The organism is Thiothrix subterranea (assembly GCF_016772315.1).
GTDB classification, from domain to species: Bacteria; Pseudomonadota; Gammaproteobacteria; order Thiotrichales; family Thiotrichaceae; genus Thiothrix; species Thiothrix subterranea.
On the sequence record NZ_CP053482.1, the window covers coordinates 1,811,658 to 1,833,188 of the forward strand.

The 21,531-nt window shown below is 48.7% G+C and carries 20 protein-coding genes; 5 read left to right on the forward strand and 15 right to left on the reverse strand.

The window, feature by feature from the left end:
• The first annotated feature begins 1 nt into the window (after window position 1).
• Complete coding sequence (locus HMY34_RS08865; protein WP_228288023.1) at window positions 2-880, forward strand: DMT family transporter; 879 nt, start codon at window positions 2-4, stop codon at window positions 878-880.
• Between the two features lie 47 nt (window positions 881-927).
• Here the strand turns inward: HMY34_RS08865 and thiO are convergent, their stop codons facing one another.
• Both thiO and HMY34_RS08875 read right to left on the reverse strand, forming a co-directional pair.
• A complete protein-coding gene (thiO, locus tag HMY34_RS08870) occupies window positions 928-2,040 on the reverse strand; it encodes a glycine oxidase ThiO (protein WP_202718882.1) in 1,113 nt (370 codons plus the stop codon).
• Between the two features lie 79 nt (window positions 2,041-2,119).
• Window positions 2,120-3,721, reverse strand: coding sequence for a tetratricopeptide repeat protein (locus HMY34_RS08875; RefSeq protein WP_202718883.1), 1,602 nt, complete (start codon window positions 3,719-3,721; stop codon window positions 2,120-2,122).
• A gap of 411 nt (window positions 3,722-4,132) precedes the next feature.
• Here HMY34_RS08875 and HMY34_RS08880 point away from each other — a divergent pair, with 411 nt between their 5' ends.
• The 3 genes from HMY34_RS08880 (at window position 4,133) to HMY34_RS08890 (ending at window position 8,687) form a co-directional block, all read left to right on the forward strand.
• Window positions 4,133-5,407, forward strand: coding sequence for a hypothetical protein (locus HMY34_RS08880; protein WP_202718884.1), 1,275 nt, complete (start codon window positions 4,133-4,135; stop codon window positions 5,405-5,407).
• A gap of 43 nt (window positions 5,408-5,450) precedes the next feature.
• A complete protein-coding gene (locus tag HMY34_RS08885; RefSeq protein ID WP_202718885.1) occupies window positions 5,451-5,981 on the forward strand; it encodes an META domain-containing protein in 531 nt (176 codons plus the stop codon).
• 234 nt (window positions 5,982-6,215) lie between these two features.
• A complete protein-coding gene (locus tag HMY34_RS08890) occupies window positions 6,216-8,687 on the forward strand; it encodes an ATP-binding protein (protein ID WP_202718886.1) in 2,472 nt (823 codons plus the stop codon).
• Between the two features lie 32 nt (window positions 8,688-8,719).
• Here HMY34_RS08890 and HMY34_RS08895 read toward each other — a convergent pair whose 3' ends face one another.
• From HMY34_RS08895 to ilvD, 9 genes are all read right to left on the reverse strand, one after another.
• A complete protein-coding gene (locus HMY34_RS08895) occupies window positions 8,720-9,247 on the reverse strand; it encodes an Lcl C-terminal domain-containing protein (protein WP_202718887.1) in 528 nt (175 codons plus the stop codon).
• A 48-nt stretch (window positions 9,248-9,295) separates the two neighbouring features.
• Window positions 9,296-10,147 carry an Lcl C-terminal domain-containing protein gene (locus HMY34_RS08900; RefSeq protein ID WP_202718888.1) on the reverse strand — a complete coding sequence of 284 codons (852 nt, stop codon included), beginning with the start codon at window positions 10,145-10,147 and terminating at the stop codon, window positions 9,296-9,298.
• Window positions 10,131-10,634: a hypothetical protein gene (locus HMY34_RS08905; protein ID WP_202718889.1), complete on the reverse strand. Its 504-nt coding sequence runs from the start codon at window positions 10,632-10,634 to the stop codon at window positions 10,131-10,133. The genes HMY34_RS08900 and HMY34_RS08905 overlap by 17 nt, the downstream gene beginning before the upstream one ends.
• Window positions 10,635-10,707: 73 nt before the next feature.
• Window positions 10,708-11,319 carry a hypothetical protein gene (locus HMY34_RS08910; protein WP_202718890.1) on the reverse strand — a complete coding sequence of 204 codons (612 nt, stop codon included), beginning with the start codon at window positions 11,317-11,319 and terminating at the stop codon, window positions 10,708-10,710.
• Window positions 11,320-11,364: 45 nt separating this feature from the next.
• Window positions 11,365-11,757: a GIY-YIG nuclease family protein gene (locus tag HMY34_RS08915; protein ID WP_202718891.1), complete on the reverse strand. Its 393-nt coding sequence runs from the start codon at window positions 11,755-11,757 to the stop codon at window positions 11,365-11,367.
• Window positions 11,758-11,797: 40 nt separating this feature from the next.
• The gene (locus HMY34_RS08920) at window positions 11,798-12,334 is read right to left on the reverse strand and encodes an Lcl C-terminal domain-containing protein (protein ID WP_202718892.1); all 537 of its coding nucleotides are present in this window, start codon (window positions 12,332-12,334) and stop codon (window positions 11,798-11,800) included.
• 39 nt (window positions 12,335-12,373) lie between these two features.
• The gene (locus HMY34_RS08925) at window positions 12,374-12,928 is read right to left on the reverse strand and encodes an Lcl C-terminal domain-containing protein (RefSeq protein ID WP_202718893.1); all 555 of its coding nucleotides are present in this window, start codon (window positions 12,926-12,928) and stop codon (window positions 12,374-12,376) included.
• Window positions 12,929-13,536: 608 nt separating this feature from the next.
• Window positions 13,537-14,127: a thioredoxin family protein gene (locus HMY34_RS08930; protein ID WP_202718894.1), complete on the reverse strand. Its 591-nt coding sequence runs from the start codon at window positions 14,125-14,127 to the stop codon at window positions 13,537-13,539.
• Between the two features lie 255 nt (window positions 14,128-14,382).
• Window positions 14,383-16,233 carry a dihydroxy-acid dehydratase gene (ilvD, locus tag HMY34_RS08935; RefSeq protein ID WP_202718895.1) on the reverse strand — a complete coding sequence of 617 codons (1,851 nt, stop codon included), beginning with the start codon at window positions 16,231-16,233 and terminating at the stop codon, window positions 14,383-14,385.
• A gap of 166 nt (window positions 16,234-16,399) precedes the next feature.
• Here ilvD and HMY34_RS08940 point away from each other — a divergent pair, with 166 nt between their 5' ends.
• Window positions 16,400-17,395 carry a RyR domain-containing protein gene (locus HMY34_RS08940; RefSeq protein WP_202718896.1) on the forward strand — a complete coding sequence of 332 codons (996 nt, stop codon included), beginning with the start codon at window positions 16,400-16,402 and terminating at the stop codon, window positions 17,393-17,395.
• 36 nt (window positions 17,396-17,431) lie between these two features.
• Here the strand turns inward: HMY34_RS08940 and HMY34_RS08945 are convergent, their stop codons facing one another.
• The 4 genes from HMY34_RS08945 to HMY34_RS08960 all read right to left on the reverse strand — a co-directional run bounded on the left by HMY34_RS08945 (window position 17,432) and on the right by HMY34_RS08960 (window position 21,378).
• Window positions 17,432-17,980 (reverse strand): M23 family metallopeptidase, encoded by a 549-nt coding sequence (locus tag HMY34_RS08945; RefSeq protein WP_202718897.1) that lies wholly within the window; start codon window positions 17,978-17,980, stop codon window positions 17,432-17,434.
• 143 nt (window positions 17,981-18,123) lie between these two features.
• The gene (locus HMY34_RS08950; protein ID WP_202718898.1) at window positions 18,124-18,942 is read right to left on the reverse strand and encodes a hypothetical protein; all 819 of its coding nucleotides are present in this window, start codon (window positions 18,940-18,942) and stop codon (window positions 18,124-18,126) included.
• Window positions 18,943-19,045: 103 nt separating this feature from the next.
• Entirely contained in the window at window positions 19,046-20,689 is a 1,644-nt protein-coding gene (locus tag HMY34_RS08955; RefSeq protein ID WP_202718899.1) for a sensor histidine kinase, read from the reverse strand.
• Window positions 20,680-21,378 (reverse strand): response regulator transcription factor, encoded by a 699-nt coding sequence (locus HMY34_RS08960; RefSeq protein ID WP_202718900.1) that lies wholly within the window; start codon window positions 21,376-21,378, stop codon window positions 20,680-20,682. Before HMY34_RS08960 ends, HMY34_RS08955 begins: the two co-directional genes overlap by 10 nt.
• Window positions 21,379-21,531 lie beyond the last annotated feature (153 nt).

The window sequence follows — 21,531 nt, forward strand, 5'->3', positions numbered from 1 at the left end:
GATGAAGAACGGATTTCCAATCCTGTTTGTGTTGCTGTGGAGTACGGGCTTTATCGGTGCAAAATACGGGCTGCCGTATGCTGATCCGCTGACTTTTCTGGTGGCACGTTATGCGCTGGTGATTGTTGCCCTTTCCGTTTTGGCGTGGGCGGGTAAAGCCGTTTGGGAAACCAACCCTAAGCAATTATTCCATTTGATGGTGGCGGGCTTATTGTTGCAAGCGACGTATCTGGGTGGGGTATTTGTGGCGATTAGTCACGGTTTGCCCGCTGGCTTAACCAGTTTGATTGTGGGTTTGCAGCCGTTGCTCACGGCGCTGTTTGCGGGAATTTTGCTGGGCGAAACGGTGCGGCGTTATCAATGGGTGGGGATTGCGACGGGTTTGCTGGGTGTTATTCTCGTGCTCGCGGAAAAAGCCAGTGCAGGGGCAGCGCATAGCTTTGGGTGGGAAGCGGTGATTCCGGCCTTATGTGCGTTGCTCGGCATTACGTTTGGGACGTTGTACCAGAAGCGCTTTTGCTCGCATTTTGATTTACGCACGGGGTCGGTGGTGCAGTTTGTGCCATCGTTACTCGTAACGGCGTTGTTTGTGCCGGTGATCGGTGAATGGCGAATTGAGTGGACGGGCGATTTCATGTTCGCGTTGGGATGGTTGGTAATCGTGCTGTCTTTGGGCGCAATCAGCTTGCTTAACCTGTTGATTCGGCATCAAGGCGCAACCAATGTTACCAGCTTGTTTTACCTGACACCGGCGGTGACAACGCTGATTGCGTGGTTGCTGTTTGATGAATGGTTAACCTTGCTGCAATGGTTCGGCATGGCGTTGACGATGCTGGGCGTATGGCTAGTGCGGCGCGTACCGCCAGTTGTGCAGGCGTAAGCAACACCGTAGAGACGCAACATTTTGCGTCTCTACCAGCAGAAGCATTAACCGAATTCAGCGGTGGGTGTACGCACTGCATCCAAACGGTAAGGTGTCGGATCAAGACCCGGCGTGCGCCCTAACATCACATCCGTCAGCAATTGCACCGATGCCAACGCCATCGTCACCCCATAACGGTAATGCCCGGCATTCACATACAACCCCGCAATTTCCGGGTGCTCGTCAATATAGGGAACGCCATTCGGTGAGCCGGGGCGTAAACCGCTCCAATGGTTATTGATCGGCAAATCGCGCAATGCAGGCATAATCGCATAAGCCGTTTCACGCAATTCATCCAAACCCTCGGTGGTGGTTTGCTTATCAAACCCGCGCATTTCCAAGGTGGAACCGCACAAAATACGCCCATCTTGACGCGGGATCAGGTAACGCCCCTCATGCAATACAATGCGCTTAAGCAAACCTTTCGGTCCTCGGAACAAAATCATTTGCCCCTGCACCGGGCGTATATCCACATGCAATGCCTGCATTTCCGGGAACAAGCCCGTCCACGCCCCCGTGGTGAGAATCACATTATTCGCTTTGAAAACTTCATTGCCCAACTTCACCCCAGTCACGCGCCCATTCGCCGTTTCCAACCCCGTAACGGGGTAATGTTCCGCGATTTCAATCGGTAACAAGCGCAAGCTGGTGCGCAACGAGTCAGCAATCCGAGGGTTACGCATTTGGGCAATGTCAGGCATAAACATGCCTTGCGAGAAAAATTCTGCCAATTGTGGTTCGCAAGTTTGCATTTCTGCTGTTGAGCTTAGCGGCTGCAAAGCGTAACCCCAAGTTTGCGCCCAGGCTTGTGCGCGGGCGGATTCGTGCGCATCCGTCATCAATAAGCCAGAACGAATCCATTGCGGATCAATACCCGTAGCGGCCGTCAAGGTTTCACACAAGGCGGGGTAATGTTGCTGGCTGTATTGGCTCAGCCGTGAAATAGCATCCGGGTAACGCCACGGGTAAAGCGGGGACAAAATACCACCGCCCGCCCATGTCGATTCTTTACCCAATTCGCCTTGGTCGATGATCATGACTTTCAGACCCGCTTCGTGCAGGAAACGGGCTGTCAACATACCTAAAATGCCACCACCGACAATAATTGCGTCTTTCATGCGTCATCTCAACAACAGGGGGCTTAAAGTATACGGGAGACGCGGCGCGGTCATCTAGCGATGAATGCGCTTTAGGCGTTCATTCCGAAGCCGTCAAGGTATCCGTTGCGGTCGCGGTTGTCATTAATGCGCTGGATGTTGCCGGTTTTGGCGCATTCTGTTGAATATTTTCCCAGAAATCACTGGCAGGTAATGTGTTACGGCTAAGGTTGGCAGGCAATTTATCCACTGCTTGGCTCAGGGTTTGAATACAGCCTTTGCAATCATCCGCCCGGCAATGGCTAACCAAAGTACCGAAAGTTTCCCAACCACCAAGCGCGGCAAACTGAATGCTAGAACGCGCCGCTTTCGCAAATTCGCCTTGGCGAAAATAGAACAAGCAAGGCACCGCTCGCAACGGATCGGGGTAACGCGAATCCAGCCCCGCCACATCGCGTAACAAGGTGAATGCCAGCTCCCAATGCCGCAGGGCGCACAGCCCTACCGCCAACAAATGCCCGCCGGTGCGGTCAAACGGGTTTACTTGGCGGGCGGTTTCAATTTCCAGTTTGCCCATTTCATGATCGCCACGATGAAAGCATTCCAGCGCAAAAATGCTGTGCGCCAACGCATTGCCGGGGTTGAGTTCCAACGCACGCAGCGCCAAACGGTGCCACTGAATCTCTAAGGCAGCGGTCGGTTCGGCACGTAACATATAAGCGTACAAACACCATACCGCGTAGTGCAAATGCGCCAAAGCATCGTCATGGTAACGCTGGGTACGGTCTTGGCAGGCATCCAAAAATGCTTGAAGATTTGTATCCCCCGCCTCATCCTGAAGAAAAGCGATGTGCTCGACCAATACCCGGTAATGACAGGGAATGTCAGCGTGCGTTTTCCAATAGCGGCTCCAATAAGCCATGGCAACGCCCCGGTGCAAACTAAAGGTTTCCAGTATCAACTGGCTAAACACCGCCTCTAAAGTGGCTTGCGCGTAATGAAGTGGCACTTGGACGTTATCCGACCATAATTGTTCGCGCGTCAGGGTATGGAACAACACAAACTTAAGCACGAAACCGGTATCCACTCCTTCGGCGGTACATTGCAGCAAGAATTCCGCTTGATGATGCCGCCATGCGGCTTCCAACTCATCCACCTTGTGACCTTTGGGTTGACTGACTCGCGCCAAAGCGATCCGGGTTTCACGGAAATTTCCCAATGTCATCGGTAATAAGGAACGCAGGTTATACACCAAACCGCGCAAGGCATCATCGCGAATCAGCTCCGTATCGGGGTAACTAATATGCACTTTAGGGCCTAGCGACTGGATACTTTTGGGGGCAAAGTATTGCACTGCCGGTAATGCACTGGGTTGGATACGCTCGAAACTGGGCTGGTAGCTGCCACTGGGCAAGACAATTCGGTATTTGCTGTGACGGCCTTCACTCGCGTAATACTCTTCCAGCAATTTGCGTACCCGACCGGCTTCCACCCGTACCGCTGGGCTATCGGTGGGGCAAAAATCCGCTGGTTTGCCTAAGGCTTCAAGCGCAATGCCGTATTGCGTTATTTTTTCACCACGACCTGCCAATGTTTCTTCAATAATGTAGGTTAGAAAATTGCAGGCTTGTTTTTTATTCTCCAATAAGCGACTAGCTAATATTTGACTGAGTTCTTTTTGAATCCATTCTTTTTCTTCCATAAAATCTATTTTCCTCTTAATAAAAATAACTCACAAAGCACATCTATAACCATAACTGAACCACTGGGCGGCAATAGTTGCATGAAAGCCACATGCCAACAAGCCGTTAATTGTCACGCTTGGTCACGCTTAAGCTTTTTACCAAAATCGATCAAAATAATTCAATTACTTACAGGAAAACCCCACTGCTTTTGCCGAAAATTCGGGCTTATTCAATGTGTGAAAAACCACTTGCTGTTACGGGTAACACGCGGGTTTTACTTGGCTTGTATGAATATAACGTTAAGATAGTGTTAACGAGCTTAGGGTTATTGAGAGCTATTCACAAAATCGGCAGCCGCAACGTCGCCGAACAGTTATTCAAGAGTTTTTTTATTTTCCGTATTTTTTCATGAGAAATGGAGTCGTGGCATGGGGGCTTTGATTGAGTCGGGCAAACACCTTGTCCTGAATAATCGCTATGCATTGTTAAGTTGCATAGCGGTATCGGGTGCAGGGAAAATCTACCGTGGGCGGGATCTGGAACAGGTCAAACACCAAGGGCTAGAATCCCGCATTTTGATTCATGTGTTGCCGAATGAAGCATCCGCTTGGGCATTGGATGCGCTGTTCCAACACATTACCATCACCAGTCAGCGCCTCGCGTTGCCGTGGATTCTGACGCCATTGGCTTACGGGCATGACAACGGGCAGGCTTATGTTGTGTTGGCAAGCCCGGATACTTGGGAAGTGCAAAGCCTGCTCGCACAAGCCGGGCAACCATCCCCTTGCCAACGCAATGCTTCAAAAAATCTCAAGCCATTGATAAAAAATCGGTATCTGGATGAGCACATTGACCCCGCTTTACTGCTGTGCGTCGCCGGAACAGATGTACACATCCTAGCAACGGCCTTATCCCCCCAAGTTCAGCAATTGGAAAAACGCGGCTCGCACCGTGTAATACCGCGCAAACACGTCAGTCATGCCCTGATGACGGGTTCGTTGCTGACCTTGTTTGGTATTTTTACCGCCGTGGCAGGCAATGCTGTTTTGGAAACCGTGGCAGCCCCTTACCCAGTGTCAGCCAGCGTGTCTGAACCGAGCGAACCCTTGTCGCCGACGGCACTGACACCGCCATCACGCGCAAGTGTTTTAACCGTTAATCACGGGCAGCAAACGCATCACGACACGCCACTCGTTGAAATTGCCGAGTCCACTGCCACTAAACCTAAGCCACGCGCCGTAACGGATACCAAGAAAAAAAAATCCGCCGTCCTTGCCTCGACTGCTCCCAAAAAATCACCGGCGGTTGCGGCAGCCAAACCTAAAGTAACACCGCCACCGGTGCAAGCAACCGCACCACCACAAACAACAGCAGCGGCGGATGACAACAACAGTCTTGAGAGCTTGATCGCACAAGCCTATGCCGCGCTAAATGCAGGCAATTTAGGGTCAGACGGTGCGCTGCATTTCACCCGACAATTGCGTGGTAAAGCGCCTCAACACCCGCAAGTCGCACGGCTGGGGCAAGAAATCACGGCGGCGTACTTACGCCAAGTACGAGTAGCCTTAATCCACAATCTGACGGATGCCGAGAGGATTCTGCCGCTTAGCCGTCAACTCATCCAAGAATTCGGCTTAAACCATCTGGAGAGGGCGCAGCGCACACTGGAAGACAAGACACTGGAACTGCGTAACCATTGGTAAACCCGACTACCCCATTCATTACTTTAGGAAAAGACCAATCGCGATGACACATTCTGTTGCTATTGTTAAAGCTGCTCGTTATTGCAGACAGGCTTTGTTGCTGATCACCTTATCGTTGACCAGCACGGGGCTATCGGCTGAACCGGATACCGCCACTCCTCCTTTACCCGTAGGTGCTTGCCCGCTGAACAGCGGTGGCTCATCGTTATTGGGAACCCAATGGCGTTTACTGTCGGTGTATGGCACGCCCGTACCGGCTGAATTAGACATCAGCCTCAGCGTTGGCGAAGATGAATTGAAGGGTTTCGCTGGGTGCAACCAATACTCCACCACCTTTAAACGGGTAGGACACAGCGGCTTCATGATGACAGGGCTGGAAAGAGGCAACGACATTTGCCGGGTATTGCCCACCACACCGGGCGGCCCGACGATTAATGTTGGCAATTGGGAAGGCAGCTATTTGCGCACCCTGCAACGAGCAGGCAGCGTACAACAAGAAGGCAACACCCTGCATTTCTATAACCGCAATGGTGAATCGTCAGTGGTGTTTGGGAAAAAATACGGCAGTTTGTAAAGGATAATGCTATGGAAAACCCTTTTTTTACTATGGGTTACTATAGGTGACTCCCGTGGCAGGAAGTGTCTGCTTCAACTATGCTATGGCAAGCTGATTGCATGTATTTTTGAATAGTAGTAGCCCTATTCAGGTGTGATAGTCAGTGGCAGATAGTATTCCGAGGGAGACCATTAGCACATGGGATGTGAGTATTACCCCAGCTTCGCAGAAACTATTGGGGAACCGGTAGCTATGGTAAGTAGCTTAGTATTAGGTTGCCACCATTACCACTTGAGTGAACAATTATTACTTGATACGCAAGGAGCTTCCTGCACCTTACGCTCTCAGTCACTCAGTGTTTTGCACTATTTAGCGCTTAATGCCAATAAAACGGTTTCTAAAGCCGAGTTATTCGCCTATGTGTGGAAAGATGCCTATGTCACGGATGATTCGTTGGTGCAGTGTATCGCTGATATTCGCCGTGTTTTGCAGGATAACAAACACGAAATCGTCAAGACCGTACCACGCAAGGGTTACTTATTGGTGGCGCACTTGCCTGTCACCGATTTACCCGCCTCAGAAGGTTTGCTGCCTTTTATCGGACGGCACAAGGAATTGCACGAGTTAACTACCATGCTCCATGATGCCTCCTGCCGTTTGATTACGGTAGTGGGCTTGGGCGGTGTAGGCAAATCCAGACTGGTCAAAACGTTAGCGCAACGCCTTGCTGAATACTTCAGGCATGGCATTGGCTGCGTTGAACTGGCTTCTGTGCAACACCCCGATCTCATTGCGAATGCCATTGGGGCAAGTCTTGGTATTGCGTTACAAGGCTCACGCCCGCCCATTGAGCAATTGCACATGGCTTTATCTTCTCAGCACAAATTGTTGATTCTGGATAATTTGGAGCATTTGCTGCCGGATGTGGGCATTTGTGAGGCTTTGCTGGAACACTGCCCGACGTTGAAGATTTTGGCTACCTCACGCTTGCCTTTGCAAGTGTATGGTGAGTGGCGTTATCAGTTGCAGGGGTTATTGCCGCCATCAGGTGAAATAGCCCCCGAATGCGCGGCGTTTTCGTTGTTTGTGCAGTCAGCTCGCCAAGTGGATTATACCTTTGCACCTGATGAAACCGATCAGCAGACGATTTTGGAGATTTGCCGTTTGGTTGATGGTTTGCCGTTAGGGATTGAAATGGCAGCAAGGTGGATCAGGCAGCTTTCCTGCGAGGAAATCTTGCAGGAGTTGCGCTCATCGCTATTGCCGACTGCGCTCAATGCCAATAGCAAGGAGAACGCCAGCACCATGCCTGCTGTCACCAATGTGGTGCAGCAAAGTTGGCAGATGCTCACTGCCCGCGAACAGCAGATTATGCAAGCCTTGGCTTTATTCCAAGGAAAATTTACCCGAGAAGCAGCATCTGCGGTTGCGGGGGCTGGTTTGGCTGATTACGGTGGTTTGCTCGACAAGTCGATGCTGTATCGTAAAGAGAACGGTCATTACGTCATTCACGAAGTGATGCGCCAGTATGCCAATGAAGTACGCTTTGCCAAGCAATCCCATTGCCCGACGACCCAGCGTTTTGTTGAGTATCATCTTGAGGTGGCAGAACGTGTGGATGCGGGGATTCTCGGTGGGCAGCAATTACCCGGCCTTGCGCATTTGGAAGGTGAACACGATAATTTCCGGGCGTGTTTGGCCTTGTGTCATTCCGATACCAACCCACAGGCGATGAGTTCTGAGATAGGTTTACGTTTGGTGGGTTCACTCGGCATGTTCTGGTTTATGGCAAACCATTGGCAGGAAGGGTATCGCTGGGCTGAATCTTTTCTGGCTATCCACCGTCATGCTCAACCTTCGTTAGCTCAGGCAATGGCGATGTTGACGGCGGGGGGCATTTCCGCATTATTGGATAATCATGGCGTTGCCGAACAGTATTTGAGTCGTGGAACGGAAATGGCGGCGCATTTTGGAGGGGATTGGCAAACGGCGCGGGGCTTGATGGCGTTGAGTGTATTCCGGCGCTTACAGGGGCGGTATGACGAATCGCTCCAGTGCGGGCAACAGAGTATGCAGCTTTTTGCGACTGTTTATGATGAGGGGGGCTATCAATTCAATCTCGCCAATAGCGGGCATGTATTGCTGCGGTTGGGGCGTTACGATGAGGCTGTGCAAGCCTTGGAGCAGTGTATTGACTTGAATCAGAAGATCGGTTTGACCATTAGTATGCCTTACGCTTTGGTGAATCTGGGGCGGCTACATTGGCAGTTGCGGCAATTAGGTTATGCCCGTGAATACTTGCATCAAAGCATCCAGATTGCCGAGAAATTGGGGATTGCGCTGTATCGGGCGCAAGCCTTGTGTAAATTGGGCTGGATCGAATTGAGTGATGCCAATATTGCGTTGGGGTTGCAACACCTCAATAGCAGCATGGAAGCTTACTTGCATCTGGGCGACCGTGAGGGGCAGATTGAGGTGATGCGGGGGATTGGGGTTGCCAGTGCTTTGCAAGGCAATCTGGCTCAGGCTTGGCAATGCATTGCAGCGGCAGACAATTTATCCCAACACCTGAAGCTGTCACCCTCACCGGATACGCTCGTGTTGTTGGAGGAGGTCAAACAGCGTATCCAGCAAGGGTTGACGACAAGTGAGTTGGCGCTGCACCGTCATATGGGGTTGGTGAGTGGTTTGGAGTCGTTGTATACGGATTTGGTAAAAAGCTAACTAAACCCAGTGAACACGATAACGACTGTACCTCACTCATCGACGCGCACTAGACGCACATACTTCTGCTCATCTCTAAAAACACTGCCATTGTAAGCAACATCAAAGTTGAGAAACCACGCAAAACCTCCACCCGCTATAGAAGATGACCAGAAATCTGCCAAGGGACTATCGGGAAAGGCTGTGGCATTGATAGCCGGAGCATAACAGCGGGTTTCAATAATCGATTCCAGTTCCTTTATATTAGCTAAACGCCAACCTATCTTGCCCGCAAATGGGGTTTGATTAGCAATCGCTGCTCTATCAAACATGGCTTGCCAGTTGTAAGCAACCGCAGTGCCGTTACACTTTTTGTTGACAGAATCCCACGCTTGTCCTTCTGCACACCTTTTCCACATTAAGCCAGTTTGTTTATCGGTAACTGTACCGTTTTGATCATCTACATTAAAGCTAGTGTCGGGCGTGTTGGCAACGATGGCGTTATTGCACACCTGAGAATAACCGATGACTGGCAACACTAATAAAATACCTGCCATCAGGGTATGGGTTACGTTTCGCATTGAATACCTCCTGGTTGTCTATCAAGATAGTGAAATAGTGAACACCCGTTATTTGCCATCACGCACTAAACGCACATACCTCGCAATATCTTTATCAGATTGAAAGACGAAGATTGTTCCACCTCCTGTAACCCACACCTCCTGAGGATTAAAGGCATACGTTGATGAGGTTGTAAAACGTGTCTGTGTGTTTGGAAAATATTCGGGGATTGGTGTTTTAGAAACATCCATTAGATTCACCATTTCTTCGCGTGTGGGTAATCGCCAGTCTTTCGCACCACACCAACCTTCTGTATTCACTTTCTGCACATAAGCATTAGTATCACATGGGCTAGTATTACCACACGCCCCACCATTTTGTTTACCACTGTTACCCCCATTTTTAGTGGCATCTGGCTCATACCATGTGTATGTCCAATCCCAGTCATGCAGTCCATTATCGTCGGTTTTGACCTCCCAAATCAGCCCGGTCACATTATCTTTAACACAAGACCACTGGTTTGCATTAGCCTCTAACGCCTGGCCTGTGCTACTGATTTTGGTGAAATCAAAGCCTGCATGACCATTGCTACTATCATTAGCCGCAACATCTCGCCCAACATGACCATCCTGCCCAATAGCATCTATCCGATTGATCGGAGGAATAGGGTCGTTATCCATATCCATGAATAAGCTACAATTTAGGTCATCATTGGAGTTAACTGCATTAGGATTACCGTAAGCATAATCGCCACAAGATGTAATACCAGTATCGTTAAGTTTTCCCGTAGGAGATGGTTGCACAGAACTGTTATTAGGAGGTGGACTACCACCGCCGCCTCCACCGCCACTACCAATTATCATGGTTACTCCCATGACGACAACGAAAGAAACCTGAAGTGGTTTAAGTAATGTTTTCATTTTTATCCTCCTTTATGAAAACAGTCAGTAGAAAAACAAATAACACCCCAATCCATATAGAAACAATATCTAATTTATTATAAACACCTAAATTCAAATAGTTTATGGCCTGCTCCATAATGTAGCTATGAACCGTAGATGTTGTTTCTATCATTCCGTCTATTTGATAAAATTCAAAAACCGAATCTATTACTCCCCATGTTACTCCCCATGACATCATTATTTTGGGGGTGATGTGAGTTGAGATAACTGAACAAAACAAGGTCATAAAAATAACATGTAGAAAAGATGTAAAGGAATAAATAAATACCATTAGGGTTTGATTGTTAATCATGATTTTCTTGGGAAAAATCACGCCGATGAAAGGAATGGTTATACTTTGAAACTTATTAGGATAAAGAAATAAATATACTGCAATCCCTAATAACAGACAGATTGTCGCCATTATCAATAAATTACGTTTAATCTCTGAGCTTTCTGCAATCATTATTGATGATCCTTAACTTTTTCAAAGTTATTTCACCATCGGGTTTTCAATTATTGTAATTAATATTTTTATCTTAATGCCCTCCTATCATGAGTAAACCATAAAGCGGCCCCAGTATTATTCCCGCCAGTGCTAAAGTAACTCCATCTGCTGCCAGTGTTAACGGTGTCAATGCAGCTTTTGCAGCAGTATCCGCAACACCATCAGGCAAAACCAGCGTTATTGCATAAGGCTGACGGAAAAAGGCGGTTTGCGGTACATTGACGTTACCCGCCAGATAACGTGTCCCCTGAATACTGGCTTTATGCGTTAATGTTGTTCCTTGACGACTAAAGCCGTGTGCCACGAGAAATTGCTGTTCTGATGTATTTAACTGGTCAATATTAGCTTCTAGTATATAAGCACCATTAACTTTTTGGCTTGAATCCACTGTGAATTCGCTAAATGTCGGGTTTAGTTTAGTGCGACCTGACCACTCCAAAATGGAAGTCAACGGATCATTCAATGGGAAAATAAAATGATACCGTTCGCCTGCTACAACCAATGTGGATTTATTCTGAGTAATCAAAAAGCTTTTGATTTTTTCAGTGCTTACATTTTTACTGGAATGTAAAGCATGAGTAGCACAACTGCTCGTTGTTATAGTTATTGCTAAAATTAGAAAGTAATGAAGAATAGTACGCATAATAACTCCTTTGGTGACAGAAATAACGCAAAAAATCATTGGCTATTATTCCCAGTCTGCTGGGTCTGTTTCCCTTCTGAGATTTCCAAAGTTTGTTGTTCCCAACGCATCAATAAGCTGTGATTCCATTTGTTCTACAGAATCGAGACATTCATATGCCATAGTAAGCTTATAGTCACCATCCAATATTTCGGCAATTTTCTTACTACCATTTCCATTAAGGTGGCGATACAGTCGCTGATAAATATTGACACGAGATCTTCCAACATAATAAGGGGTGTCATCCTTATATATGATATAAACACCGGCGCATTGTGGAACCCTAGCAACACCAGCATCGTCAAATGAACCTGATGGCCAGCCATCGACAGCAATTGCTTCTTGTGCAACTATTGATACGGACATAATTGTTGCTATTAACATTAATCTGATTTTCATAACATCCTCCAAATATTAACTATGATTTACTGATTTCTAATCAATTGCGCACTAGACGCACATAACCTGTGTTGTTATCTTTTGGGAAATAAGTGATGCTGCCGTAATTGAAGTCAACGTATAGTGCTGAACTGGCTGCAATAGCAGATGGGGATGATGACCAATACAGTGAACCTACAGCACCATCCAATGTTTTTGGAAAAATCGTCAAATTAATATCAGGTTCCTTACACGCGCTTTCCGTGATGGACAGTAATTCCTTGACGTTAGGCAAGCGCCAATCAACCTGATTGGCAAACATAGCCGTATTATTGGCTTGCGCCTGATCTAAAGCACCTTTCCAGGTATATTGGGTCAAGGTTCCCGTAGCGCAGTCTGTGCCACTTTGACCTTCGCTGCATTTTTTCCACATCAAGCCGGTTTTAAGATGCGTTACTGTTCCATCACCATTATCTTTGAAATCAGCCGTTGGTGTAGACGTTGGCAACTGTACGTTATCACATACCTGAGCAGCAGATGTCATCACAGGAAACAATACAACCAGTGATACAGCTATTACATTAATCTTTTTAAACATGATTCTTCACTCCACTAAAATCATTTAAACATTAACCCTTTATTGGCTACGCACCAACATTACAGGCAAACCGTCATTGGGTGATGGGCCTAATGATGATTTTGATAGGTTGGAGCTGAAAAAAACATTGAACAAAGAGACTGTTTGAACATCACCCTTATCGTCAGACGATGATGTCCAATACAATTTTTGACTTATATTTGGGAAGAAACTTCCATCAATGGATGGTTGTGCATCTGTATAGATCGCAATACTTAACAGCTCACTGCGCGTTGGCATTCTCCAGTTTTTACTGCCGCACCAACCTTCTGTATTAACACGAGCAACATAAGCCTCCGTGTTGCAGAATTTTTTTTCATCAGTGATCGTGGCATCATAGCAGACATTATCTAACCCGCCCGGTATTGCCAAGGTTGGACGTTTGTAGCCGGGGAAACCGCCATTCGTTGAGTTGTCAGTACTATGCCAAGTATAGCCATCATCCTTGTCATGTAACTTGCCATCATCTGTTTTGACTTCCCAAATCAACCCTGTCACGTTGTCTTTCACGCATGACCAAGGGCTTGTTGCATAAGTCGCATTTTGATCAGCCAATGCTTTGCCATCAGCGCCTATTTTGGTAAAGCTGAATCCCGCATACCCATCACTGTTATCGAAATGAGTAACATCTCTGCCGAATATAGCATCTTGTCCGTTTGGAATAGGATCGTTATCCGCATCGGTTGGTAAGGCACATGAAACATTATTGTTATGGGTGTTATTAACCGAATAATCACCGCATAAGGTAATGCCTGTATCATTGAGTTTTCCTGTGGGGCTTGCGTTGATGACTCCCGTGGAAATACTGGTATTGGGGGATTACTACCACCGCCACCGCCGCCACCACAGGCAACAAGCAGTAAGGGGGTGAGAAATGTCACATAAAGTGGAACGGCAATATAAGACGGCTTGGTCATATAAAATCCTCCAAGTTGTTTATAAGTATCTATTGTTTTTTATCGTTATGTAGATATGTTTTTGAGCAATTGATGACTGGGGTTTTTGCTCGGTTGTCAGGGGCTAAGCGTCATTGCTTGTTGAGTAGAATCTGATAAAACTGAAAATTTGTCCTGAAATTTTTACGAAAGATACACGAAAATTCATGTTAGTAATTTCTGATGAGATTAATAGTAAATTTTATAAAAAAGACTTGTAAGTTCGTTTTAACAGGGTTCCTCTGTATCTGCATTGCTGGGTATATCTTCAGGAGGAGTGCCTGATTTTAACTGGTGGTAATAGTCTTTGAAGCTACCTTCCCGATGGTGTTTCCCTTCCACGTAATCCAAGGCTGGTTCAAATTTGGCGGGAGGGTAATAACCGTTAATACGCAGTACTTCTGTTCCCGTTTCATCCAGAAACAATAAAACAGGAGTAGCCAACACGTCTTTTTCAGCGGCAAAATCTGCCTCATTAAATACCACTCCAGATATATCAGTGACGGGTTTGGTTCCCTTCATATTGATGGGGATCACCTCAAAATATTGACGGGTCTTGTTAGCGATGTCGGGGTTGCCGAAGTCGTGTTTTAGCAGTTTTGCACAGAATGGGCAGCTATCTTGATAAAAATACAAGATGATTTGCTTATTATTACGTGTTGCAGTGGTGATATTCTGAGGCAGATTTGCGGGTGGTTGTTTAAACCAATCAGGCTTTTTAACAATGGTTGTGGGTGATGGGACGGTAGTTTGCTCTGCAAAGACCACCGGTGTTTCTAAAAAACAAATAATCAAACCAATGAGGACTAGTGCTTTCATGTTGAAGTACCTCAACTATTGACAATAGAACGGAGTTCATGACCTGTTGTGAGCCACTATACTTGATGAAACAGGGTGTATTTTTATCGTTATTGCTTATTGAGTAGCATCTAATAAAGCTGAGAATTTGTCCTGAAGTTTTTACGAAAGATGCACGAAAATTTAGGCGGGAAATTTCTTGATGATTTTCATGGAAAAGCGGTATAAACAAGTAAGGGCTACATTCTGATGAATACAGAATACAGCCCTGATACCTTATTTTTCCAATTGGGTAACATCGCGCACCGCACCGCGCGAAGCTGATGTGGTCATGGCCGCATACGCTTTCAACGCCGCACTCACGTAACGTTCACGGTTCACTGGCTTCCAACCCACTTTGCCTTGTGCATCCATCGCCGCACGTCGGGTTGCCAGCACTTCATCACTGATGCGCACATTGATGGTACGGTTGGGGATGTCGATGTCGATCATATCGCCTTCTTCCACCAAACCAATCGCGCCGCCTTCCGCCGCTTCGGGGGAAACGTGACCGATGGACAAGCCCGATGTGCCGCCGGAAAAACGCCCGTCAGTGATCAGTGCACATGCCTTGCCCAAGCCTTTTGACTTGATGTACGAGGTGGGGTAAAGCATTTCCTGCATTCCGGGGCCACCGCGTGGGCCTTCATAGCGAATCAATACGATGTCGCCCGCGACGATTTTATCGCCGAGAATGCCTGCCACCGCGTCATCTTGCGATTCAAAAAGTCGCGCAGGGCCAGAGAATTTGAGGATGCTGTCATCCACTCCAGCGGTTTTGACCACACAACCATCCAGCGCGATATTACCGAACAATACCGCCAAGCCACCCTCAAGGCTGTAAGCGTGCGCTTTGTCCCGAATGCAGCCGTTTTCGCGGTCAATATCCAAGGTGTCCCAGCGTTTGCTTTGGCTAAACGCCACTTGTGTCGGCACATTGCCAGGGCCTGCGCGGAAAAATTCATGGCGTTTGGCATCGTCGGTCAGGCGCACATCCCACAATGACAAGGCTTCCGCCATATTCGTTGCGTGAACTGTGCCGACTTCGCGGTGCAATAAGCCAGCGCGGTCGAGTTCGCCGAGAATGCCGAATACCCCGCCCGCACGGTGTACGTCTTCCATGTGGTAAAGCTGGGTGGAAGGTGCAACTTTGCACAATTGCGGCACTTTGCGGCTCAAACGGTCGATGTCGTTCATGGTGAAATTGACACCCGCCTCTTCCGCCGCAGCCAGCAAGTGCAGGATGGTATTGGTCGAGCCACCCATGGCAATGTCCAAACACATTGCGTTTTCAAACGCTTCCATGGTCGCAATCGAGCGCGGCAACACGGATGCATCGTCTTGTTCGTAGTACCGTTTTGCCAAACCGACAATGATGCGCCCGGCTTCAAGGAACAAACGCTTGCGGTCGGAATGCGTCGCCAGCGTCGAACCGTTCCCCGGCAAGCTCAAGCCCAGTGCTTCGGTCAAGCAGTTCATCGAGTTGGCAGTAAACATGCCGGAACACGAACCGCAGGTAGGGCAGGCGGAACGTTCCATCGTTTCCACATTTTCGTCGCTTTCGGCACTGTTGGCGGCGGAAACCATCGCATCCACCAAATCCAATTTCACCAGCTTGCCGCCAATGACCGCTTTGCCAGATTCCATCGGCCCGCCGGAAACGAAAATGGTGGGAATGTTCAAGCGCAGCGCGGCATTCAACATCCCCGGCGTGATTTTGTCGCAGTTGGAAATGCACACCAGCGCGTCGGCGCAATGCGCGTTAACCATATATTCCACCGCATCGGCAATCAGCTCGCGCGAGGGCAGCGAATACAACATCCCGCCATGCCCCATCGCAATGCCGTCATCCACCGCAATGGTGTTGAATTCTTTCGCAACACCGCCAGCGGCTTCGATTTCCCGTGCCACCAATTGCCCCATGTCTTTGAGGTGGACATGCCCGGGGACAAATTGGGTGAAGGAATTGGCAATCGCGATGATGGGTTTCTGGAAATCCGCATCGGTCATGCCGGTCGCACGCCACAAAGCGCGTGCGCCAGCCATATTGCGACCGCCAGTAGAGGTGCGGGAACGGTAAACGGGCATGGTGTACTCCTAAACGAAAATCGGTATAAAAAAGCATTCTAACGCGGGGCGGGCAGCGCGTCATATATTGTATCGTATCCGTAGGGCGGGCAATCTGCCTTGCGCCCATGATTTTGCGTTACACTTTAAGCCAATCATTGTTTTTTCAATCATGACGGATTGCAATATGCCAAGCGCTACAAACAAAAACACCGCAAACTGGCTGGCACGCTGGTATTTCAATCAATATCCACCCCATGTTTGGGCAGACCAGCACGGGCAACGGCAAGTGCATTTGGTGTTTGCCGGTTTCAGCCCTTTGGTCGAAGCCTTGCTGTGCCAATACGCCAAAATTTCACCCTACAAAGATTTTGCCCCGCCCGTTTTTACACTGCTTGATCAGAATGCGGAAGCGCACCGCCAAGCCTTGATCGCCCGTTACCCGGTGTTTGCGAATGGCAGAACCGGCGCAGAACAAGTGATCACTGGATTGTATGCGCTGAAATGCGACACCGATTGCCATCTGGAAGCCGTGCAATTGGTCGACATACCCGTGACTGCGGTGTTGTGTTGCGCTGCCGATGCTGATTGGAATGCCCGTTGCGCGATCAATCTGCGTGAAGCACTACCGCAAGATGTGCCGTATTACGTTTACCAAGCACATGCCGGTGCAGCGGTGTTACCTGCTGGATTAATTCCCTTCGGTATGGAAGAACAAGTACACGATCAAGTACAAATTGCAGCCGTCGAGCGCAATGCGCGTGCCGTACACGAAGCTTACCGGCAAACCTTGTTGTTGACGGATCCTGAAGCGGTGGCCACATCAGAAAGCCTGAAGCCATGGGAAGAATTGGCGGAAACTTATCGCGAAGCCAACCGCCGCGCCGGTGATCATTTTGCGGTAAAGCTCGCAAGTCTTGGGTATGTCCCCGAACCGGGCAAACCGTTGGTATTGGATGAAAACTTTCGGTTGGATGAACCACCCGCCCGGCGGGAGTTGTTGAGCCGTTTAGAACACCGTTCGTGGCGTTACGAACGGCTGCTGAATGGCTGGCGCTATGCAAAAGTGCGTGATAATGAACGAAAGCTACACCCATCCCTCGTATTGTGGGAAGCATTGTCGGCAAGTGAACGCGATAAAGATGTGAATCAGATGGAAACTGTGCGCCGGGTACTGTCGTAGAGACGCAAAATCTTGCGTCTCTACCGCGAGGTTAAATCAATGCGCGGCTTTGTCTTCGTTCTGGTAAGACGTCAAAAATTCATGCGGATTCACGTAAAACACCTGATCTAAACCCAGAGGCTGTTCCGCTTTCCACTCTGTGACCAGCGGTGGCAAGCTGCGAATCGAGTAATACAGGTTAGCCGCTGCTTGCTTGGTTGGTTTAGCTTGTTTAGGCGTACCAATTGTGCCAATTTTTTCACCCGTTTTAACCCAAGAAGCGGGTCTCACCTCAACGTTGTCAAGGTTGGCATAGTGGTGTAACCGCCATTTGGCACCCAATACCCATACGGAATTATCGCCTTTGGGGGTATCTTCGCGGTAAAGCACCAAGCCGCTGGTAACAGCTTCGACAGCCGCACCTTGGTCGGCAAAAATAGTAATGCCTTTTTGCGCATGGATGCCGCCAACTTTATAACCGTATACGGTAGGACTACCTGCGTAAGGTTTGGCGTTAGCAACGGGTACGTGGCGGTCTTCGGGTATCCAATACCCAATCATAAAAATGGTAAGTGCTAATAAAAGTAGCAGAGGTTTTTTGTTCATTACATACACCCTAGTATCCCTTCCTGTCTGCTGTTGTTAATTTTTATGACAGGCAGTCAGTTTGAAAGTTCATATTTTTGTATAGAGTATAATAAAATAATTTATTCGCACAAAAAACCTTTTTCCGAAGAGCGGCTTGTTGCTTAGCTCTTTATTAGAATTTGCTTAATTTCTTGAATCGTTGGCTGCCAAGTAGACGGTACATTGTTTTCCCAATCCGTTAGGTATTTATCCAGTGTTTTATCCCCACTATCTTCACCAAGGTTTAAATAATTAAGGGTTATCCACGTCTCTGGTTTTGCCGCAAAAATAGGTAACAATTGGTTGGCAACCAATTCGTTCAGGTCACGATCTTGCGCATAAGGGTCAGCACTGAGCGTTTTGGCGTAAGCTTGATACCATTTGGGTAATTTCATGCTTTTGGGAAGCTGGCGATGGGTTTGCTTGAACATATCTTGCTGGTATTCGCGGAATTTGGGGGCATATTCCTGCCAATGCGGGTAAGGCGGATTGGCTTCCCAGTGTTGTGCCATTTTTTCCAAGGCAAACAAACTGAACGCTTCGCACAACGATTCTTCAAACCATTGCTGGTGGGTGATGTTATTGGGGGCAAGGTCGTAATTGGAGATCAAATGGCACATTTCGTGGGAAAACTGGTAAGCCAATTGCGCCCAGTAACGCCCACCGACATTGAGCATGACGATGTATTCATCATTCGAGCTTTTTTCATACAGCGCAATCGGGCCGCTTTTGTCATTCCTGACGATCACGTTGCCGAAGGTGCGCCCCGCCATGTAGGGTGAAATGACCTCGATGACTGAATTCAACACCGCTTTGACGTCATCGGGGTTGGCTTCGCCCCACTCGCTTTCCACCTGAACTTGGGCAGGTGCGGTGAATGCCCAGAGCTGCAAAGGCAGACAAGTGAGCAATACCAATAACAAGGCTTTGAGGTAACGCATACGCTGATCCCGATACTATTGTGAAGTCACGGCTATTCTGTAACGCCAGGCGCTAATAAAGGAAAATGCACCGGGGTTAGCGGTAGTGGAAAAACGATAGCCGTTATTTGCCCTCGCTTTTTTCCAGCGACAATAGCAGGATAAATTCCGCCCCTTGGGTCACATCCCCCAGCCGAATGCTGCCGTTGTAAGCTTTTAGAATGGAGGCAACGATTTCCAACCCTAAACCCGTCCCGCCTTTGGTGCGTTTGGTGGTGAAAAATGGGGTGAAAATCTTGTCACGATTTGCCGCTGAAATGCCTTCCCCGTTGTCGTGCAAACGCAAGCGCAACTGATCCCCTGAAGCATGGGTGTACACATCCACGCGCTTGGCACCGTGTTGCAAGCTGTTATCGAATAGGTTGATGACAATGGTTTCCAACGCATCCGGTGCAATCGCCAGCGGTGTATTGGGCAGGGCATTGTGAATGCGCACCTGCAAACCCCGCTCCAGATAACGGTTGTGCAAGGCTTTGAACAAAGCAGGCAATGTGCTGGTTTCTTTGCGGGTTTCGAGTGAATCCGCACGCGCTAATTCCAACAAACGATTCACCAATTGTTTGAGGCGCTGGGTATCCGCCAATAAGTTTTGAATGAATTTTTCACGGCGCTCGGTGGGCATGGTGTCAATGTGATCATGCAGCAATTCCAATGCGCCTTGCATCGCTGTCAACGGTGTTTTGAATTCGTGGGAAACGTGGGTAGCAAAGCGGCGGATGTAGTCGGAACGTTCCGCCAGCGCGTGGGACATGCCTGCAAAACTTTCTGATAATTGGGCAATTTCTTTGGTGACAGGGTTATGGATGGGTTCTACTTCACGCTGTTCGCCTTGGCGTACCCGTTCGGTTTGCCGCAATAACTCGCGAATGGGGCGCGAAATGGTGGATGACACCAATAAAATCAATAACACCGCCAGCACCAGCAAGCTCAACGTGGCGAGAAACACCACGCCCTTATTCGCATACAAGTGTTTGATAATATTATTGGGAGTGCGCGACAGCAGCAGGACGCCTTGCAAGCGTTCGTCTTCAATAATCGGAAACGCGGTAAACACCCGAATCTGGCTACCTCGGCTAATCGAATACAACGGCGGTGGCGGTTCGTCAGAAATGCGCTGACGGATAACGCTGGCGTATTTCCCTTGCATGGCCTGCTTGACTTCGGGAATGTGAGCGAGTGACAAACCGACTTCTTCACGCCCCGCAATCACCGTGCCATTGGGGTCGAGCAGGCGCATCCCGGATAGGGTTATTTGCTGGGTATCGCGCAATATTTGATTCATTTGCTCGCCAATATTGCGGGCTAAGGGGTCGACTGCTTGCGTGCTAGGGCGGGCTTCCGGGCGCGGTGGCGCGATTGGGGCAATCAAATCCACGCTAGGCGTCACGGGCGTGTAAAACGGGTCGTTTAGCGGTGGTTCTTCCGTATACGGCGGGTCAGGTTGTGTCAGGGAGGTGGAAAATTGAATGTAACCGTAATCGCCCTCTTGCTGCTGATTTCGTACCAATTGCCGAAAGCTTGCCGCGAGTGCCGCCGATTGCGAAATCAGTTCCAATTCGGTTTGCTGGACTAATTCATTTTCATAAATACGGAAAAAATACAGCCCGCCCAATGGCAATGCCAATACCGCCAACATCACCAATAGCAAAATGCTCCGCAAGCGGAATAGCGTTTTGCGTGGAAAAGGCAGGCGGGCATTTATTGGCATGTGGCAAGTTTATAACCGACTCCATGCACCGTTTCAATCACATTTTCACAGCCGATGTCCGCAAATTTCTGGCGAATGTGGCGAATATGGCTATCAATGGTGCGGTCACTGACATACACATTGCCGTCGTAAGCGTTGCCCATAATGCTGTCGCGGCTGAAAACGCGGGTGGGTTGACGGGCAAATAATTGCAGCATGGCAAATTCGGTAGCGGTTAGGTTCAGCGCTTTGCTATCCCAACTCGCGGTGTGCTGTTCGGGCTGAATACTGAGCTTGCCGTAACGGAGTGAGCCTTGCTCTGGCTCTGGCGCGGGTTTGCTCTGTTGTTGCGTGCGTTTGAGGATGACATTAATCCGTGCCACCAATTCACGCGGGCTGAATGGCTTGGTCACGTAATCATCGCCACCGATTTCCAAGCCTAGAATCCGGTCAATTTCGTCATCGCGGGACGAAAGAAACAAAATCGGTACTTCCGAAAACTTGCGGATTTCACGGCAAACTTCCAGCCCGTCGAGTTCCGGCATATTAATGTCGAGTACGATTAAATCAGCGGCATGACGGCGGAAGGTATCGAGGGCTTGGCGACCGTCCTCGGTTTGCGTCACTTGCATCCCGGCTTTTTCCAGCGCAAAGCTAATCACATCGCGGATATGGGGGTCGTCGTCGGCAATGAGGATATGTTTATTCATGGGAGTATTGTAGCAAAAAATAGAAAACTCCGATCAACGGGTGTCGCGCCGTCGATCGGAATCCAGGAGTCTACGGATTTGTGTAAACCCGCCGGGAAAACTGACCGTAATCTGAAGATTATTGTTGTCATCGTCAGTACCCGTTTCGGTGAG

Coding starts and splice junctions, on each gene's coding strand:
- HMY34_RS08865 (WP_228288023.1), top strand. CDS start 2: ATGAAGAACGGATTTCCAATCCTGTTTGTGTTGCTGTGGAGTACGGGC.
- thiO (WP_202718882.1), bottom strand. CDS start 2,040: ATGAAAGACGCAATTATTGTCGGTGGTGGCATTTTAGGTATGTTGACA.
- HMY34_RS08875 (WP_202718883.1), bottom strand. CDS start 3,721: ATGGAAGAAAAAGAATGGATTCAAAAAGAACTCAGTCAAATATTAGCT.
- HMY34_RS08880 (WP_202718884.1), top strand. CDS start 4,133: ATGGGGGCTTTGATTGAGTCGGGCAAACACCTTGTCCTGAATAATCGC.
- HMY34_RS08885 (WP_202718885.1), top strand. CDS start 5,451: ATGACACATTCTGTTGCTATTGTTAAAGCTGCTCGTTATTGCAGACAG.
- HMY34_RS08890 (WP_202718886.1), top strand. CDS start 6,216: ATGGTAAGTAGCTTAGTATTAGGTTGCCACCATTACCACTTGAGTGAA.
- HMY34_RS08895 (WP_202718887.1), bottom strand. CDS start 9,247: ATGCGAAACGTAACCCATACCCTGATGGCAGGTATTTTATTAGTGTTG.
- HMY34_RS08900 (WP_202718888.1), bottom strand. CDS start 10,147: ATGAAAACATTACTTAAACCACTTCAGGTTTCTTTCGTTGTCGTCATG.
- HMY34_RS08905 (WP_202718889.1), bottom strand. CDS start 10,634: ATGATTGCAGAAAGCTCAGAGATTAAACGTAATTTATTGATAATGGCG.
- HMY34_RS08910 (WP_202718890.1), bottom strand. CDS start 11,319: ATGCGTACTATTCTTCATTACTTTCTAATTTTAGCAATAACTATAACA.
- HMY34_RS08915 (WP_202718891.1), bottom strand. CDS start 11,757: ATGAAAATCAGATTAATGTTAATAGCAACAATTATGTCCGTATCAATA.
- HMY34_RS08920 (WP_202718892.1), bottom strand. CDS start 12,334: ATGTTTAAAAAGATTAATGTAATAGCTGTATCACTGGTTGTATTGTTT.
- HMY34_RS08930 (WP_202718894.1), bottom strand. CDS start 14,127: ATGAAAGCACTAGTCCTCATTGGTTTGATTATTTGTTTTTTAGAAACA.
- ilvD (WP_202718895.1), bottom strand. CDS start 16,233: ATGCCCGTTTACCGTTCCCGCACCTCTACTGGCGGTCGCAATATGGCT.
- HMY34_RS08940 (WP_202718896.1), top strand. CDS start 16,400: ATGCCAAGCGCTACAAACAAAAACACCGCAAACTGGCTGGCACGCTGG.
- HMY34_RS08945 (WP_202718897.1), bottom strand. CDS start 17,980: ATGAACAAAAAACCTCTGCTACTTTTATTAGCACTTACCATTTTTATG.
- HMY34_RS08950 (WP_202718898.1), bottom strand. CDS start 18,942: ATGCGTTACCTCAAAGCCTTGTTATTGGTATTGCTCACTTGTCTGCCT.
- HMY34_RS08955 (WP_202718899.1), bottom strand. CDS start 20,689: ATGCCAATAAATGCCCGCCTGCCTTTTCCACGCAAAACGCTATTCCGC.
- HMY34_RS08960 (WP_202718900.1), bottom strand. CDS start 21,378: ATGAATAAACATATCCTCATTGCCGACGACGACCCCCATATCCGCGAT.